Genomic DNA, 16,752 nt, shown 5'->3' with positions numbered 1-16,752 from the left:
GGCAGGATTGACCGGGCCTGCCCATGCTGCGATGCGGCACGGTCGCGCCGGGGAGATCGCCGATGATGCCTGTCCGCCTTGACCCGCCCTTGCCGCCCCGCCACCGCCTGTTCGGGGCCTGAACGGAATGTTCCGGCGCCTCCTACAGGCCCGCCGCCCCACCCTGGCGCATTGGCCGCTGGCGGGGCGCTGGGCAGCGCTGCTCGGCCTGACGGCGCTGGTGGTGGTGGTGCTGGACCGGCTCGGCCTGCCGGCGGCGCTGCTGCTGGGCGCGATGGGCGGCGGCATCCTGGTGGCGGTCACGGAGGGGCGGCTGCGGATCGCGGCCTGGCCCTTCACCCTGGCGCAGGGGATCATCGGCTGCCTGATCGCCCGTTCGCTGCACCGGGAGGTGCTGGCGGAGCTGGCCGCCGACTGGCCCGTCATCCTGGCGGGCGTGGTTGCGGTGCTGGTGGTGAGCAGCCTGCTCGGATGGCTGCTGGCGCGGCGCCAGGTGCTGCCCGGCACCACCGCGATCTGGGGCTCCTCCCCGGGCGCGGCCTCGGCCATGATGCTGATGGCGGAGGCGCATGGTGCCGATGTGCGGCTGGTCGCGTTCATGCTGTATCTGCGGGTGGCACTGGTGGCCGTCATCGCGTCCCTGGTGGCGCGGTTCTGGGTGGGGGAGGTGGCGCCGGTGGCGGCCGTGACGGCCGAGGCAGCGCCCTGGTTCCCGCCCGTGGCCTGGGGCGCGCTGGTTCTGACCCTGCTGGTCGGCCTCGGCTGCGCGGCGCTGGCGCGGGTGCTGCGCCTTCCCGCCGGACCGATCCTGCTGCCGATGTTTGTGGCGGCCCTGCTGCAGGGCTACGGCCTCCTTCAGGTGGAACTGCCGCCCTGGCTGCTCGCCGCCAGCTATGCCGCGGTGGGCTGGAGCATCGGGCTGCGCTTCACCCGGCCCATCCTGGCGCATGCGGCGCGCGCCTTCCCGAGGGTGATGGCCTCCACCCTGGCGCTGATCGCCGCCTGCGGCGTGTTCGCCGTTATCCTGAGCGCCGTGGCGGGCATCGATCCCCTGACCGCCTATCTGGCGACCAGCCCCGGCGGCGCGGATTCGGTGGCGATCATCGCCGCCACCAGCCAAGTGGACATGCCCTTCATCATGGCGATGCAGATGGCCCGCTTCATCCTGGTGCTGGTGACGGGGCCTGCGATCGCGGCCTTCTTCGCCCGCCGGCTGCCGCCCAATCCACCTCCCGACTGACTGTGGTATTATGATACCACAGTAATTTTCCTTGACCCGGGAAGGCTCTGCGGCGATAAGCCGCGCTCAATTCATATCGCCAATTTCAGGATAAGACCGTGCTGCAAACGCAGACCCGCTCGCTGAAGCCGGCGGAGGTGAAGAAGGGCTGGGTGTTGATCGATGCGGAGGGCCTCGTGCTCGGCCGTCTCGCCGCCATCGTTGCCAATCGCCTCCGCGGCAAGAACAAGCCGCAATTCACTCCGCATGTCGATTGCGGCGACCACGTTGTCATCATCAACGCCGACAAGGTGCAGGTGACGGGCAACAAGGCCGACCAATCGGTCTTCTACTGGCACACCGGTTATCCGGGCGGCATCAAGGGCCGCACGCTGCGTGAGCGCCTCGACAGCCGCTTTCCGGAGCGCGTCATCGAGAAGGCCGTGGAGCGCATGATCACGCGCGGCCCGCTCGGCCGCCAGCAGATGAAGAACCTGCACGTCTATGCCGGGCCTTCGCACCCGCATGCCGGCGCGCAGCCGGAGACGCTGGACGTCGCCGCCCTGAACCGCAAGAACAAGGTGGCCTGAAGACCATGAGCGAACAGACGACCGCCACCTCGCTGTCCGAGCTGAAGAACCTGGTCGCCGGCACCCCGGCCGCCGGCGAGGCCCAGGCCCCGCGTGAGCCGAAGAAGGACCAGTTCGGCCGCGCCTACGCCACCGGCCGCCGCAAGGATGCCGTGGCCCGCGTGTGGGTGAAGCCCGGCAAGGGCACCGTGGAGATCAATGGCAAGCCGGCCTCGCGCTACTTCGCCCGCCCGGTGCTGCGCATGCTGATCGCCCAGCCCTTCCTGGTGGCCGACCGCTACCAGCAGTTCGACGTGTATTGCACGGTGAATGGCGGCGGGCTGTCCGGCCAGGCCGGCGCGGTGCGCCACGGCATCAGCCGTGCCCTGACCAATTTCGAGCCGGGCCTGCGCCCGATCCTGAAGAAGGCCGGCTTCCTGACCCGCGACCCGCGCGTGGTCGAGCGCAAGAAGTACGGCAAGGCCAAGGCCCGACGTTCCTTCCAGTTCAGCAAGCGCTGACGCTGGCGGGCCGGCGTCGCGCCGGCCCTGCGCAAGGGTTGTTGCATCGGAAAGGGCGGGTCCGCGAGGGCCCGCCCTTTCTCATTTTCCGTTTCATGCTACCGATCGACCACCGAGCCTCACAGGAGGGCCAGATGGCCAAGGGCACGATTCCGACGATCTTCATCGATGGCGAGGCTGGGACCACCGGTCTGGGCATCCGCCAGCGGCTGGAAGCCCTGCCGGGCGTCGCCCTCCGCTCCATCGACCCGGAGCGCCGCAAGAACCCCGAAGCCAAGCGCGCCCTGATGGCCGAGGTGGACCTGGTGGTGCTGTGCCTGCCCGATGCCGCCGCGAAGGAAAGCGCCGCCATGGCGGCCTCCCTCGGCGCCGACGCGCCCAAGCTGCTTGATGCCTCCACCGCGCACCGGGTCGATCCCGATTGGGTGTATGGCGTTCCGGAGCTGGCGCCGGGGCAGGGGGACCGCATTGCCGCCGCGCCGCGCGTCGCCAATCCGGGCTGCTATCCCACGGGCGGCATCCTGCTGCTGCGGCCGTTGGTGGAGGCGGGGCTGCTGCCGTCTGACTATCCCGTCACGGTGAATGCCGTGTCCGGCTATTCCGGTGGCGGCAAGGCAATGATCGAAACCTTCGAGGAAGGCGAGCATCCGGCATTCGAGCTGTACGGGCTGGCGCTGGAGCACAAGCACGTCCCGGAATTGCAGGCTTATTCGAAGCTGAGCCGCCGGCCGATCTTCGTGCCCTCCGTCGGCGCCTTCCGGCAGGGCATGCTGGTGTCCGTTCCGCTGCATCTCGGCCTGCTGGCCGGCAACGCCTCGCCCGAGGCGCTGCACGAGGCGCTGGCGGCGTATTACGCCGGCTCCGACTTTGTTTCGGTGCTGCCGCCCACCACGGATGGCAAGCTGGAGCCGGAGGCGCTGAACAACACCAACAAGCTGGAGCTGCGCGTTTACGGCAATGACGCGCGGGGCCAGGCGGTGCTGGTGGCGCGGCTCGACAACCTGGGCAAGGGTGCCTCGGGCGCGGCGGTGCAGAATATCGGCCTGATGCTGGGGCTGGGCGAGGCTGTTCGCGCCGCGGCCTGACAAACAAAAGGCTTCCCCCGGCCGGACCATGAGGCGAGGGCGGGGCACCCCAGGAGGATGACGCAAACACCCATGAGCAACCTGCTTCCCTTCGAGGGCCGCCTTCCATCGGTGGACCCGACCGCCTTTGTCGCCCCCACCGCCGCGGTGATCGGCGATGTCGAAATCGGGCCGGATGCGAGCATCTGGTACCATTGCGTCCTGCGCGGAGACACCAATTTCATCCGCGTGGGCGCGCGCAGCAACGTGCAGGACGGCACCATCGTGCATGTCGCGCGCGGCACGCTGCCGGCGATCATCGGCGAGGACGTGACCGTGGGCCATGCCTGCATCATCCATGCCTGCACGCTGAAGAACGGCGCGTTCATCGGCATGGGCGCCACCGTGCTGGACGGCGCGGTGGTGGAGGAAGGCGGCATGCTGGGCGCCGGCAGCCTGCTGCCGCCGGGCAAGCGCATCGGCCCGAACGAATTGTGGCTTGGCAGCCCCGCCCGCCTGGTGCGGGTGATGGGGGATGAGGAGCGCGCGCAATGGAAGGCCACGACGGCGCATTACGTGGAACTGGGCAAGCGGCACCGCACCTCACTCGTCGGCTGAGACGCGGCGCGTGGCTGCTGGCGCTGGGCACCGGCCTGGCCGCCTGCGTCACGCCGCCGCCGGCTGTGACGCTGCCGCCCGCCGCCACCACCCAGGCCCCCGCCGACCCGGTGGAGGCGGCGCTTCGCGGCGCCGCCGGCTTCTTTGACACGGCATCGCGGGGCGATCCGGCGGCGGCGGCCCTGGCCGTGGCGCAGCTTGAGTTCCTCGCGGTCGAGATCCCGGCCGGCCGGAGCCGGCGGGAAATGGGAACATTGACCGCTCCGGCGTTGCAGGCGGCACGGCATGATGTGCGCGCGGCGCTCAACATTCCGGACGCGGTGCCGCCGCAGCGGGTGATCGATGCCATGGCCCTGCTGGCTGCCGGCGGCACGCCGCCCGACATGGACGCGGCCGGGCTGCGGTCGCGCCTGGCGGCCTTGCCGCGCATTCCCCAAGCCAATGCCGCCACCCGGATGGCGCTGCGCGACTGGGAATTCGGGCCGCCCCAGGAACTGCTGGAGGAGGCGCGGCTGCGCTGGCCGCGCTGAACCGGTTTTGGCGGGCTCCGCCGGTTGCGGCATTCTCTGCCCGCACTGCCGGAGTTCCGCCATCCATGCACCGATTCGCTTCGCCTGTCCTGGCGCTCCTGCTGGGGACTGTCCTGCTGCCTGGCTGTGCGGAGCTGCGCACTCCGCCATCGCGCATGGCCGTTCCGCTGGCGCTGGTGCCGGCATCCGACGACCCGCTTCGTGGCGCCGCGCGCCTCGCCGCCGCCGATTTCGCCGATGAGGGGGCCGCCCTGCATGGCCGCCCCGCCGCCATGGCCCGCGCCGCGGCCCGCCTGGAATACCTGGCCCACACCCTGACCCAGGATGCGCGCTACGGCGCGGTGCCGGGCGGCACGGTGATGGCGCTGGGCAGCGGCGTGCGGGAGGTGCGGCAGGTCCTGGGCATCGCCGAATCCGCCGTGCCCGAGCAGCTTGTCGGCATCCTCACCGCGGCGGCCCAGGCGATCGAGGCCGGCCGCGTGCCGGTCCTGCCGGCCGCCATCTTCCCGGCGGGGCAGGAGCGCACCTTGCAGCGCCTGAACGAGCCCGGCCCCCTGCCGGACGCGGCGCTGGCCACGGGCCGGCTGGTCGAGGTGATCGACAGCCTCGATGCCCGGTCGGGCTGGGGCACGCAGCCGGCGACGACGCCCACGCTGCGCTAGCGGCAGGTCCGGTGAAGATGCCGGAGCGAAACAGGCGCCGCGACGGAGCGCGATGCATCTTCTGCGGACCGCCCGGGATGTGCAGAATGCGCGCCACCGATTGATGGAGGACATCATGCAGCGCCGCAGCTTCCTGGCCGCAACCGCGGGCGCCGTGGCGCTTGGCGGGCTTGCCAGGCCGAGCCTGGCCCAGGGCAGCGCCGCCCAGGTGCTTCGCTTCATCCCGCAGGCGGATGTGAGCATCCTGGATCCGCTGACCACCACCGCCTATCCGACGCGCAACCACGCCCATCTCTGCTGGGACACGCTGTACGGGCTGGATGCGCAGTCCCGCCCGCACCCGCAGCTCGCGGAAGGCCATGTGGTCGAGGATGACGGCAAGCGCTGGACCTTCACCCTGCGCGACGGCCCGACCTTCCATGACGGGGAGAAGGTGCGGGCGGCGGATGCCGTGGCCTCGATCCGCCGCTGGATGCAACGGGACGCGCATGGCCAGACGCTGGCCACGAGGCTCGACGAGATCCGCGTCCTGGATGACCGCCGCTTCGAGATGCGGCTGAAGCGCCCCTTCGGACCCATGCTGGAGGCGCTGGCCAAGGCCTCCTCCTATCCCTGCTTTGTTTTCCCCGAACGCTTCGCGCAGCAGGAGCCCGGCCGTGCCGTGACCGAGGTGGTGGGCTCCGGCCCGTACCGCTTCGTGGCGGCGGAGCGGATTTCCGGCAGCCAGCTCGTCTACAGCCGCTACGACCGGTACAGCCCCGCCCCGAACGGCCCCGTCAGCCTGACGGCGGGTCCGAAGCTCGCCCATTTCGAGCGGCTGGAATGGAAGGTCATCCCCGATCCGGCAACGGCTGCCGGCGCCCTGCAATCGGGCGAGGTCGACTGGTGGGAGCAGGTGGCGCCCGATCTCCGTCCGTTGCTGAAGGGCGCGCGCAACATCATGGTGGATCGCATCGACGCCGGCGGCACGCTGGCGATGCTGCGCCCGAACCACCTGCATCCGCCCTTCAACAACCCGGCCATCCGCCGCGCCCTGTGGCCGGCGCTGCGGCAGATCGACTTCATGACAGCCATCATGGGCGACAACCGCGACCTTTGGCGCGAGGATGTCGGCTGCTTCCCGGAAGGCAGCCCCCTGGCCTCAGATGCCGGCATGCAGGCGCTGACCAGCCCGCGCGACCTGGAGGCGGCGAAGCGCGCCCTCAAGGAAGCCGGCTACAAGGGCGAGACGGTGGTGATGCTGCATCCCACCGACGTTGTGAACAACAACAACCTCACCGCCGTCGCCACCGACCTGCTGCAACGTGTGGGCTTCAAGGTGGAAACCGTCACCTCCGACTGGGGCACGCTGCTCAGCCGCCGCAGCAACAAGAACCCGCCGGCCCAGGGCGGATGGAACATGCTGGTGGCGTTGTTCGGCGGCATGGACCTCGCCAATCCCGGCGGTCACCCGCTGCTGCGTGGCAATGCGGATGGCGCCTGGTTCGGCTGGCCCGATGCGCCGAAGCTGGAAGCCCTGCGCGACCAGTGGTTCGACGCGCCCGAGCTCGCCGCGCAGCAGGCGATCGGCCGGAAGATCCAGGAGCAGTTCTTTGTGGACGTGCCTTATTACCCGCTCGGCCAGTACCTGATCGACAGCGCCTGGCGCAGCGACCTGTCCGGCTTCCGGCAGGGCATGGCGGTGCCGCTCAACGTCAAGCGCGGCTGAACCTGCCAACCCGCCACGCACGCCGTGGCGGGAAGCGGCCTCAGCAGCGTTCCGGCACGAAGACGCGACTCGGCGTGACGAACTCGTCCTGGGCCTCCACCGTCAGGATCTCGCGCGAGGCCGCTTCGGCGGTCCGGCGCAGCAGCCCGTAGATGGAGGACGCGGCGGCGGCGAGGGCATCCGCCGTCGAGCCGCTGCGCAGCCGGTGGAACAGGAACAGCGCGGCAATGGCGTCGCCGGCCCCGTTCACCGAGATCGGCAGCATCGGCGTGCGGATGCGGTAGGTGCCGTCCTGCCCGGCGGCCAGCATCTCGATCTGGTCTTCCGGCGTTTCGGCCACCTGCAGCGAGGTCACCAGCACGCAGCGCGGGCCGCCGGGCGCCATGGTGGCGCGCAGCGCCTCCACCGCCGCCTTGGCTTCGTGCAGCGTGGAAACGGGGCGGCCGGTCATCCATTCCAGCTCGAACTGGTTGGGGGTGACGATGTCGGCGGCCCGCATGGCGCGGTCCCGCATGAATTCGGGGATGCCCGGGCGCACGAACACGCCGCGGCCCACATCGCCGATCACCGGATCGCAGCAATAAAGGGCGCGGGGATTGGCCGCCTTGGCGCGGCTGGCGGCATCGAGGACCGCCTCGCCGATCGCCGCGTCGCCCATGTAGCCGGACAGCACGGCGTCGCAGCGAGGCAGGGCGCCACGATCGGCGATTCCGTCCACAAGGTCCCGCACCAGATCCGCCCCGAAGACCTGCCCCCGCCAGGAGCCATAGCCGGTGTGGTTGGAGAACTGCACCGTGTTCACCGCCCAGACCTCGGCGCCGAGCCGCTGCAGCGGAAACATGGCCGAGGCATTGCCGACATGGCCGTAGGCAACCCAGGACTGGATGGAAAGGATGTTCATGCGGGTCTCGCCTGCTTCGGTGCGGCGAAGATTAAGTCTTAAACCGGATCAGGACCACCAGGCTGGAGCCGGGAAGCTTTATCCGGCTGTCGCTTCTCATGGCCGCGCGTCCAATGGTTGCGCCGGGCGGTCGGGGCCTGTAGAAGCGGCGCTTCCGCGCGGCCGGTCGGCATCGGCTGCTCCATCGAGAAAGCGATCGCCATGAAGCCCGACATTCATCCCGACTACCACGAAATCAACATCATCATGACCGATGGGACCACCTTCAAGACCAAGTCCTGCATGGGCAAGGAAGGTGACACCCTGCGGCTCGATATCGACCCGAAGTCGCACCCGGCCTGGACCGGCCAGCAGCGCATCATCGACACGGGCGGGCAGATCGCCAAGTTCAACAAGAAGTTCGCCGGCATCGGCGCCCGCAAGAAGGGCTGATCCGGCCCTTTTTTCTGACGCCTTACGGCCACGCCGCCCCTTGAACCAGGGGGCGGCGTTTTCTATTTCATGCTCTGCCAGCAGCGCCCGGCTCTCGGGGTTGCCGGCGCGAGACGGTTGCAAGCGGGTCGCCCGATCGGGGGCCCGGAAACGCCGGATCGCCATGCAACAGGACCTTGCTTGATCGAGAAGGTGCTTGACGATGAATGCTTTCGACACTGCTCCGCTGTTCCGTTCCGCCATCGGCTTCGACCGCCTGGCCCGCCTGATGGACACCGCCCGCGCCGCCGCGGAAGGCCCGGCCTATCCCCCGTACAACATCGAGAAGACCGGCGATGACAGCTACGTGCTGACCATGGCCGTGGCCGGCTTCGGGCCGGACGATCTCGATATCACCAGCCAGGACAACGTCCTCCTGGTGAGCGGCAAGGCCAAGGCCGAGGATGACCAGGGCCGCCGCTATCTGCATCGCGGCATCGCTGGCCGTGCTTTCGAGCGCCGCTTCGTGCTGGCCGACCACATCCAGGTGGAAGGCGCGGATCTGGCGAACGGCCTGCTGCACGTCGCCCTGAAGCGTGAGGTGCCGGAGGCGCTGAAGCCCCGCCGCATCCCGATCGCGGCGTCCCGCCCTGTCCAGCCGGTGCTGGAAGGCGAGAAGCAGGCTGCTTAACGGCGTCTGACGGGGCGGCCGGGATGGCGAACATCCCGGCCGCTTTTTGCAGCGCAGATTTCTTCGCGCTTGCATCATGGCTTCATGGCGCGCATATCAGCGCCGCCGGAGCCGCCAAGGGCCATCTGGCCGCGTCCTGACCGCGTGAATGACCGCAAAGCTCCGCATCGCCGGGCTTCGGTTCTGGTCAGGGCCCCGGGCGCAACCGTCCGGATCTTCTCTTCCCGGTACGACCCAGACACGCGGGGCGTCCTGACCCGCAACCGGTGCGGCCGTCATGGCGCGCGCCGTTTTCTCTGGATGTGCTGATGACCGACGTGACCACCCCCGACTTCGCCCAGTTGGGCCTCGCCGAGCCGCTGCTGCGTGCCCTGAGCGAGGAAGGCTACACCACTCCCACCCCGATCCAGTCCCAGGCCATTCCGCTGGTGCTGCAAGGCCGCGACCTGCTGGGCATCGCCCAGACCGGCACCGGCAAGACCGCCGCCTTCGCGTTGCCGCTGCTGCACCACCTGGCCGCCCGCCGCGCCCAGGCGCCGCGCGGTGGCTGCCGCGCCCTGATCCTGTCGCCGACGCGCGAACTGGCCTCGCAGATCGCCGAAAATGTCCGGGCCTATGGCCGCCATCTCGGCCTGACCTCCACCGTGATCTTCGGCGGCGTGGGTGCGCGGCCGCAGGTGCAGGCGCTGCAGCGCGGCGTGGACGTTCTGGTGGCCACCCCGGGCCGCCTGCTCGACCATGTGCAGACCGGCGTCGCCCGCCTGCAGGGCGTGGAGATCCTGGTGCTGGACGAGGCCGACCAGATGCTGGACCGCGGCTTCTGGCCCGCGATCCGCAAGCTGACCGGCATGATGTCCTCCAAGCGGCAGACGCTGTTCTTCTCCGCCACCATGCCGGCCGAGATTGCCAAGATCGCCAATGAGCTTCTGAAGGACCCGGCCAAGGTGTCGGTGGCCCCGGTTGCCTCGACAGCCGAGCGGGTGGATCAGCGGCTGATCCACATTGATGCGTCCCAGAAGCGCGTGCTGCTGTCGGAATTGCTGCGCCAGCCCGGCATCGGCCGCGCCCTGGTGTTCGCCCGCACCAAGCATGGCGCCGACCGCGTCGCCAAGCATCTGGTGCTGGACGGCATCAATGCCCACGCCATCCACGGCGATCGTTCCCAGGGCCAGCGCGAGCGTGCCCTGGCGGAGTTCCGCAACGGCCGCGCGCCGATCCTGGTGGCCACCGACATCGCCAGCCGCGGCATCGACGTGGATGGCGTGACGCATGTGTTCCAGTTCGACCTGCCGGACACGCCGGAAGCCTATGTCCACCGCATCGGCCGCACCGCGCGCGCCGGCGCGAGCGGCGAGGCGATCGCCTTCTGCGCCCCGGATGAGGTGGCGAAGCTGAAGGCGGTCGAGAAGCTGATCGCCATGCGCATCCCCGCCGAGGACCGCCGCAGCCCGGCCGCCAAGGCCGAGGCCGCCGCCGGCCTGCCTAAGGCCAAGCCGCAGCCGCCGCGCGGGCGGGGCCGCCCGCAGAACGCCGGCCCGGGCCAGCAGCGCCAGGGCCGCCCCCAGGGGCCCAGCCGTGGCCCGGTGCCGCCGCGTGGCGACCGCCGGGATCGTTCCTGGCGCGAGGCGGATTTCCGCGACAGCGGCCGCTGACGGCTCGCGCCGCCCACCCGGGCGGCGCGTTCCTTTCAATCCGTCGCCATCACCTTGACATAGCTGCCCGGCGCATCCTCCAGCGCCGGCAGCGCGCCGCTTCCGGGCTGCCGCGCCGGCACCTGGGCCTTGTCCTGCGCCGCCACCCAGCGCTGCCAGTCCGGCCACCAGGAGCCGGCCAGTTCGGTCGCCGCCTCGAACCATTCGCCGGGGGAGGAGGGCAGGCTGTCGCCGACCCAGTGGCTGTATTTGCCGGAACTGGGCGGATTGGTGACACCCGCGATGTGGCCGGACGCGGCGAGCACGAACCGCACCGGGCCGGACAGCAGCTGGGTGCCGCGATAGGTGCTCTTCCACGGCGCGATGTGGTCTTCCCGCGTCGACAGGAAATAAGCCGGCACCTTGATCTTCGAAAGATCCAGCGGCACGCCGGCCAGGGTGATGCCGCCGGGCTTCACCAGGTCGTTCTGCTGGTACATGCGCCGCAGGTAGAAGCTGTGCATGGCCGCCGGCATGCGTGTGCTGTCGTCGTTCCAGAACAGCAGGTCGAAGGGGAAGGGCTCCTGGCCCATCAGGTAGTTCTGCACCACGAAGGACCAGATCAGGTCATTGGCGCGCAGCATGTTGAAGGTTGTCGCCATTTCGCGGCCTTCGAGATAGCCGCGTTTCTGCATCCTGGATTCCAGCGATTGCAGTTGTTCCTCGTCGATGAAGACGGAAAGCTCGCCGGCCTCCGCGAAGTCCAGCATCGTGGTGAAGAAGGTGGCCGACCTGATGCGGTTGTCGCGCTTGGCGGCCATATGCGCCAGGGTGCAGCCCAGCAGCGTGCCGCCGAGGCAATAGCCGATGGCGTTGACCGCCTTTTCCCCCGTGGCCTGCGCGATCGCGTCGAGCGCGGCATAGGGGCCTTCCAGCATGTAGTCCTCGAAGGATTTCGCAGCCAGCGTCTCGTCCGGATTGACCCAGGAGATAACGAAAACCGTGTGGCCCTGCTCCACGGCCCAGCGGATGAAGCTGTTCCTGGGCCGCAGGTCGAGGATGTAGAACTTGTTGATCCAGGGCGGAATGATCAGCAACGGCCGCTTCAAAACCTTCTCGGTCGTCGGCGTGTACTGGATCAGCTGAATCAGGGCGTTCTGGAACACCACCTTTCCCGGCGTCACGGCGATGGTCTCGCCGATGCGGAACTGCTTCTCGTCCGTCATGCGGATGCGCAGCCGCCCCTTGCCGCGTTCCAGATCCGTCAGCAGGTTCTGCAGGCCGCGCAACAGGTTCTCGCCGCCCGTTTCGGCGGTTTTGCGCAGCACCTCGGGGTTGGTCATCAGGAAGTTGGAGGGGCTCAGCGCGTCAACGAATTGCCGCGTGTAGAAATCGATCTTCTGCGCCGTCCTGGGATCGAGGTCGTCGGCCGCCTGGGCGACATTGGTGATGTAGCGGGCGGACAGCAGATAGGACTGGCGGATGAAGTCGAAGACCTCGTTCTCGCGCCAGGCCTCGTGCTTGAAGCGCCGGTCCTTGCTGTCCTCGGCGATCACCGGCTCCGCCGTGTCGCCGCCCCAGATGCGGCGGGCGGTGTTCTGCCAGAGCGTCAGGTAATCCTGCCAGAAGCCGAGTTGCGCCTGCACCAGCCGTGCCGGATTGGCCATCAGGCGGGCCGACATCTCCATGAAGGCATGGCCGATCTGCATCGGGTCGGCGCCGGGAACCGCCGCATGGGCGCCGTCCTGCGCCTGCCGCTTCAGGAAGTCGGCGACGATGCGCTGGCCGCGCTCGGCCACATCCGCCATGGTGCGGGAAACCAGGGCTGGGTCAGGCATGCGGAAGGGACCGGAATCCTGCGGCGTTTCATTCTTGTCCATGCGTCCCTCCGCGCCGTTGCCGGGCGCCTGCATTCCTTCGGCCCAAACCCCCTTGGCGCCGGCCTGGCCTTCCGCCCGCCCCGGCTTTCGGGCTAATGCCCAGGGCCGATGGTGAGGATGGGACGAACCATGGCGCAGCGCACCGGATGGAGCCGTCTAGAGGGTAGTGTCCGGACCGGCCGGCATCAACCGGGCGCCTGGGCGCGTGCCGCTAGCCTGTGCGGCCTGTTCGCGCTGTCGGCCTGCGTGGGCTCGCCCGCCGAGGGGCCGGGCGAATTCTTCCGCAACGCCTTCGGCGAGCCATTGCAGGGCCGCTCCCTGCCGCCGGGCTCCGACCTGGACTATCCCAACCTGGCATCGGTGCCGCCGCCGCCGCCGCGCGGCAGCCCTTCGGCGCGGGAAGCGTTAAGCCGCGCCCTGGCCGATGCGCGCAGCCAGTCCCGCGATCCGGTGCAGCCCGGCCAGCCGCTGCCGGAACGCCCGGCGGGAACCGAAGGCAGCGGCCTGATCCCCGCCAGCCCGCCGGCCCCGGCGCGCCTTTCCGCCGCGCCGCCGGTGGGCGCGCCATCCCCCTCCGTCATGCCGGACGCGCCGGGCCTTCCCGAGGATCCGGGCACCGCCGCGCCGGAACCGCCGCCCGCGGAATTCCTGGCCCCGGCGCCGCCCCGGCTGTAAGGACGGCCACCCCCATCGTTTCCGCAGCCGGGCGATCTGCACTATCCTGGCCGCAACCAGCGTCACGGACCGCATCGCAATGACCGAGGAATTCCACCGCATCCGCCGCCTGCCGCCCTATGTCTTCGCCGAGGTCAACCAGGCCAAGGCGAAGGCGCGCGCGGCCGCCGAGGACATCGTGGATCTCGGCATGGGCAATCCCGACAGCCCGACGCCGCCGCACATCGTGGCCAAGCTGATCGAGGCGGTGCAGAACCCCAGCACCCATGGCTATTCGGCGTCCAAGGGCATTCCGGGGCTGCGCCGGGCGCTGGCGAACTATTATGCCCGGCGCTTCAACGTGCAGCTCGACCCGGATACCGAGGTCGTGGCGACGCTGGGCTCCAAGGAGGGCCTGGCCAATCTGGCGGCCGCCATTTCCTCCCCCGGCGACACCATCCTGGTGCCCAACCCGTCCTATCCGATCCACCAGTTCGGCTTCATCATCGCCGGCGCCTCCGTCCGTTCGGTGCCGCACACGCCGGATGAGGCGATGCTGCAGGCGCTGGACCGCGCGGTGCGCCATTCGGTGCCGAAGCCGACGGCGCTGATCATCAACTACCCGTCCAACCCGACCGGGCTGATGGCGGACCTCGACTTCTACCGGGAAGTCGTCGCCTTCGCGAAGCGGCACGAGATCTTCATCCTGTCCGACCTCGCCTATGCGGAGCTGTATTACGGCAGCCGCGTGCCGCCCTCGATCCTGGAGGTGCCGGGGGCCAGGGATGTCGCGGTCGAGTTCACCTCGATGAGCAAGACCTACAACATGGCGGGCTGGCGGATGGGCTTCGCCGCTGGCAATCCGCGGCTGATCGCGGCGCTGACGCGGGTGAAGTCCTATCTCGACTATGGCGCCTTCACGCCGATCCAGGTCGCCTCCACCGCCGCGCTGAACGGGCCGCAGGACTGCATCGAGGAGATGCGCCGCCTGTACCGCGACCGCCGGGACGTGCTGGTGAAGGGGCTGAAGCAGGCCGGCTGGGACGTGCCCGTGCCGGAGGCCGGCATGTTCGTCTGGGCCGAGATCCCCGAGCGGTTCCGCCATCTCGGCAGCGTCGGGTTCTCCAAGCTGCTGCTGGCGCGCGCCAGGGTGGCGGTGGCGCCGGGGCTCGGCTTCGGCGAGCATGGCGACGGCCATGTCCGCATCGCCATGGTGGAGAACACCCAACGCATCCGTCAGGCGCTGCGCGGCATCCGCGCCTTCCTGCAGACCGACAATGGTGGCCCGGCCGAGGCACCGAAGCTTCCTGCTGAACTGGTGAAAGAATGACTGCTCCGCTTTCCGTTGCCATCGCCGGCCTGGGCACCGTGGGTGCCGGGGTGCTTTCCGTGCTGCGCGCCAATGCGGAGCTGATCGCCGCCCGTGCCGGCCGCCCCATCATTGTCACCGCGGTTTCGGCGCGGGATCGCGGCCGCGACCGCGGCGTGCCGCTCGATGGCCTGCGCTGGTATGACGACCCGGTTGCCATGGCGCGTGAGGCCGAGGCCGACGTGGTGGTGGAACTGATCGGTGGCTCGGACGGACCGGCCCGGGCCCTTGTTGAAGCCGCGCTGGCGGCGGGCAGGCCGGTGGTCACAGCCAACAAGGCATTGCTGGCGCTGCGTGGCGCGGAACTGGCCCGTCAGGCCGAGGAAGCCGGCGCCGCGCTCGCCTATGAGGCGGCGGTGGCGGGCGGCATCCCCGCGATCAAGGCGCTGCGCGAGGGTTTGGCGGCGAACCGCATTTCCCGCGTCACCGGCATCCTGAACGGCACCTGCAACTACATCCTCACCTGCATGCGCGAGCAGAAGCGCGAATTCGGCGACGTGCTCGCCGAGGCGCAGAAGCTCGGCTATGCTGAGGCCGACCCGTCCTTCGACATCGACGGCGTCGATGCCGCGCACAAGCTGGCGATCCTGGCGGCGCTGGCCTTCGGCCGCCCGGTGGAGTTCGGCGCGGTGCATGTGGAAGGCATCCGCAACATCACCGCGACCGATATCGCGCTGGCCGAGGAGCTCGGCTACCGCATCAAGCTGCTCGGCATCGCCGAGGCGGGGGAAGGGGGCGTCGCGGCCCGCGTGCATCCCTGCATGGTGCCCGTCTCGCATCCCATCGCCGTGGTGGATGGCGTCTACAACGCGGTGGTGGCGGAAGGCGATTTCGTGGGCCGCGTGGTGCTGGAAGGCCGCGGCGCCGGCGCGGGCCCGACCGCCAGCGCGGTGGTGGCGGACCTGATCGACATCGCGCGTGGCCGGCACACGCCGGTCTGGGGCGCGGCCGCCGCGTCGCTTTCCTCAGTGCCGTCCCGGCCGATGGAAAGCCACCAGGGCGCCTATTACCTGCGCCTGATGGTGCTGGACCGGCCGGGCGTCATCGCCGACGTCACCGGCGTGCTGCGCGACCATGGCATCAGCCTGGAATCCATGATCCAGCGCGGCCGCTCGGCGGTGGGGGCGGTGCCGGTGGTGCTGACCACGCACGACTGCGGGGAGGCTGCGATGCGCGACGCGCTGGGCCGCATCGCGGCGCTGGAGGCGGTGCTGGAACCCCCGGCGCTGATCCGCATTGAAACGCTTTGATTGGCTTTGACGCGACTGTTCCGCCCATAGCTCGGCCGCGGGGGCCGCTTCCCCGCGTAGCTCAGGAGGCCACCATGCGCCGCGATACGACGCCCGTAGACCGCAACCTCGCCCTGGAACTGGTGCGCGTGACGGAGGCGGCGGCGCTGGCCGCCAGCCGCTGGATCGGCCGCGGCGACAAGAACGCCGCCGATGGCGCCGCCGTGGACGCCATGCGCAAGGCCTTCGACACCATCGCCATCAGCGGCACCGTGGTGATCGGCGAGGGCGAAATGGACGAAGCGCCGATGCTCTATATCGGCGAGAAGATTGGCTCCGGCGGCCCCGAGGTCGACATCGCTGTCGATCCGCTGGAAGGCACCAACATCTGCGCCACCGGCGGGCCGAACTCGATCGCGACGCTGGCGGTGGCCGAGCATGGCGGCTTCCTGCACGCGCCCGACATCTACATGGACAAGATCGCGGTGGGCCCCGGCCTGCCGGCAGGCGTGGTCGATCTCGATGCCTCCCCGGGCGAGAACCTGCGCGAGCTGGCCAAGGCCAAGAAGGCCGAGGTCAATGACCTGATGGTCTGCATCCTCGGCCGCGACCGCCACAAGGACATCATCCGCGCCTGCCGGGAGGCCGGCGCGCGCATCATGCTGATCCCCGATGGCGACGTGGCCGGCCTGATCGCCGTGTCGCAGGCGGGAACGGGGGTGGATCTTTACCTCGGTTCCGGCGGCGCGCCCGAGGGCGTGCTGGCCGCCGCCGCGCTGCGCTGCATCGGCGGCCAGATGCAGGGCCGCCTGTTGTACGAGGATGACGCGCAGATCGCCCGCGCCAGGGAGATGGGCATCACCGACCCGAACAAGAAGTTCGCCGTCGAGGACATGGCCCGGGGCGAGGTGATGTTCGCCGCCACCGGCGTCACCGGCGGTCCGCTGCTGCATGGCGTCCGCCGCGGCCCGACCTCCGCCTACACGCATTCCATCATCATGCGCAGCAAGACCGGCACGGTCCGCTATGTCGAGGCGCATCACAACATCAGCCTGAAGCCGAGCGCTTTTGTTGGCTGATCTTCCGGGCGGGGCC

The 16,752-nt window shown here is 69.7% G+C and carries 17 protein-coding genes; 15 read left to right on the top strand and 2 right to left on the bottom strand.

Annotated features, from left to right (window positions below; translation table 11 throughout):
• The first annotated feature begins 127 nt into the window (after positions 1-127).
• The 8 genes from F0Q34_RS13130 (at position 128) to F0Q34_RS13095 (ending at position 6,891) form a co-directional block, all read left to right on the top strand.
• Positions 128-1,240 carry an AbrB family transcriptional regulator gene (locus F0Q34_RS13130; RefSeq protein ID WP_149812682.1) on the top strand — a complete coding sequence of 371 codons (1,113 nt, stop codon included), beginning with the start codon at positions 128-130 and terminating at the stop codon, positions 1,238-1,240.
• 98 nt (positions 1,241-1,338) lie between these two features.
• A complete protein-coding gene (gene rplM / locus F0Q34_RS13125) occupies positions 1,339-1,809 on the top strand; it encodes a 50S ribosomal protein L13 (protein ID WP_149812681.1) in 471 nt (156 codons plus the stop codon).
• A gap of 5 nt (positions 1,810-1,814) precedes the next feature.
• The gene (gene rpsI / locus F0Q34_RS13120) at positions 1,815-2,309 is read left to right on the top strand and encodes a 30S ribosomal protein S9 (RefSeq protein ID WP_149812680.1); all 495 of its coding nucleotides are present in this window, start codon (positions 1,815-1,817) and stop codon (positions 2,307-2,309) included.
• 134 nt (positions 2,310-2,443) lie between these two features.
• A complete protein-coding gene (gene argC, locus F0Q34_RS13115; RefSeq protein ID WP_149812679.1) occupies positions 2,444-3,394 on the top strand; it encodes an N-acetyl-gamma-glutamyl-phosphate reductase in 951 nt (316 codons plus the stop codon).
• Positions 3,395-3,466: 72 nt separating this feature from the next.
• Positions 3,467-3,991, top strand: coding sequence for a gamma carbonic anhydrase family protein (locus F0Q34_RS13110; RefSeq protein ID WP_149812678.1), 525 nt, complete (start codon positions 3,467-3,469; stop codon positions 3,989-3,991).
• Positions 3,925-4,521, top strand: a complete 597-nt coding sequence (locus F0Q34_RS13105) for a hypothetical protein (protein ID WP_161600874.1) — start codon at positions 3,925-3,927, stop codon at positions 4,519-4,521. The genes F0Q34_RS13110 and F0Q34_RS13105 overlap by 67 nt, the downstream gene beginning before the upstream one ends.
• Before the next feature lie 155 nt (positions 4,522-4,676).
• Complete coding sequence (locus F0Q34_RS13100) at positions 4,677-5,183, top strand: hypothetical protein (protein ID WP_149812676.1); 507 nt, start codon at positions 4,677-4,679, stop codon at positions 5,181-5,183.
• 115 nt (positions 5,184-5,298) lie between these two features.
• Complete coding sequence (locus tag F0Q34_RS13095) at positions 5,299-6,891, top strand: ABC transporter substrate-binding protein (RefSeq protein WP_149812675.1); 1,593 nt, start codon at positions 5,299-5,301, stop codon at positions 6,889-6,891.
• 40 nt (positions 6,892-6,931) lie between these two features.
• On the opposite strand, the gene pdxY is transcribed toward F0Q34_RS13095, so the two are convergent.
• The gene (gene pdxY, locus F0Q34_RS13090; protein WP_149812674.1) at positions 6,932-7,792 is read right to left on the bottom strand and encodes a pyridoxal kinase PdxY; all 861 of its coding nucleotides are present in this window, start codon (positions 7,790-7,792) and stop codon (positions 6,932-6,934) included.
• A 201-nt stretch (positions 7,793-7,993) separates the two neighbouring features.
• Between pdxY and rpmE the strand changes: the two genes are divergently transcribed.
• The 3 genes from rpmE (at position 7,994) to F0Q34_RS13075 (ending at position 10,546) form a co-directional block, all read left to right on the top strand.
• On the top strand, positions 7,994-8,224 hold the full coding sequence (rpmE, locus tag F0Q34_RS13085) for a 50S ribosomal protein L31 (RefSeq protein ID WP_149812673.1): 231 nt from the start codon (positions 7,994-7,996) through the stop codon (positions 8,222-8,224).
• A gap of 202 nt (positions 8,225-8,426) precedes the next feature.
• Complete coding sequence (locus F0Q34_RS13080) at positions 8,427-8,894, top strand: Hsp20 family protein (protein WP_149812672.1); 468 nt, start codon at positions 8,427-8,429, stop codon at positions 8,892-8,894.
• A 308-nt stretch (positions 8,895-9,202) separates the two neighbouring features.
• Entirely contained in the window at positions 9,203-10,546 is a 1,344-nt protein-coding gene (locus tag F0Q34_RS13075) for a DEAD/DEAH box helicase (protein WP_149812671.1), read from the top strand.
• Positions 10,547-10,581: 35 nt separating this feature from the next.
• On the opposite strand, the gene F0Q34_RS13070 is transcribed toward F0Q34_RS13075, so the two are convergent.
• Positions 10,582-12,405 carry a PHA/PHB synthase family protein gene (locus F0Q34_RS13070; RefSeq protein ID WP_149812670.1) on the bottom strand — a complete coding sequence of 608 codons (1,824 nt, stop codon included), beginning with the start codon at positions 12,403-12,405 and terminating at the stop codon, positions 10,582-10,584.
• A gap of 129 nt (positions 12,406-12,534) precedes the next feature.
• On the opposite strand from F0Q34_RS13070, the gene F0Q34_RS13065 reads away from it, so the two are divergent.
• The 4 genes from F0Q34_RS13065 (at position 12,535) to glpX (ending at position 16,736) form a co-directional block, all read left to right on the top strand.
• A complete protein-coding gene (locus F0Q34_RS13065; protein WP_149812669.1) occupies positions 12,535-13,080 on the top strand; it encodes a hypothetical protein in 546 nt (181 codons plus the stop codon).
• Between the two features lie 79 nt (positions 13,081-13,159).
• The gene (locus tag F0Q34_RS13060; protein WP_149812668.1) at positions 13,160-14,389 is read left to right on the top strand and encodes an LL-diaminopimelate aminotransferase; all 1,230 of its coding nucleotides are present in this window, start codon (positions 13,160-13,162) and stop codon (positions 14,387-14,389) included.
• On the top strand, positions 14,386-15,678 hold the full coding sequence (locus tag F0Q34_RS13055) for a homoserine dehydrogenase (protein ID WP_149812667.1): 1,293 nt from the start codon (positions 14,386-14,388) through the stop codon (positions 15,676-15,678). Before F0Q34_RS13060 ends, F0Q34_RS13055 begins: the two co-directional genes overlap by 4 nt.
• Positions 15,679-15,752: 74 nt before the next feature.
• Entirely contained in the window at positions 15,753-16,736 is a 984-nt protein-coding gene (glpX, locus tag F0Q34_RS13050; protein WP_149812666.1) for a class II fructose-bisphosphatase, read from the top strand.
• Positions 16,737-16,752 lie beyond the last annotated feature (16 nt).

This window comes from Teichococcus oryzae (assembly GCF_008386565.1).
GTDB classification, from domain to species: domain Bacteria; phylum Pseudomonadota; class Alphaproteobacteria; order Acetobacterales; family Acetobacteraceae; genus Pseudoroseomonas; species Pseudoroseomonas oryzae.
Note: the sequence above shows the minus strand (reverse complement) of the source record. Positions and strands in the feature narration are given on the sequence as shown.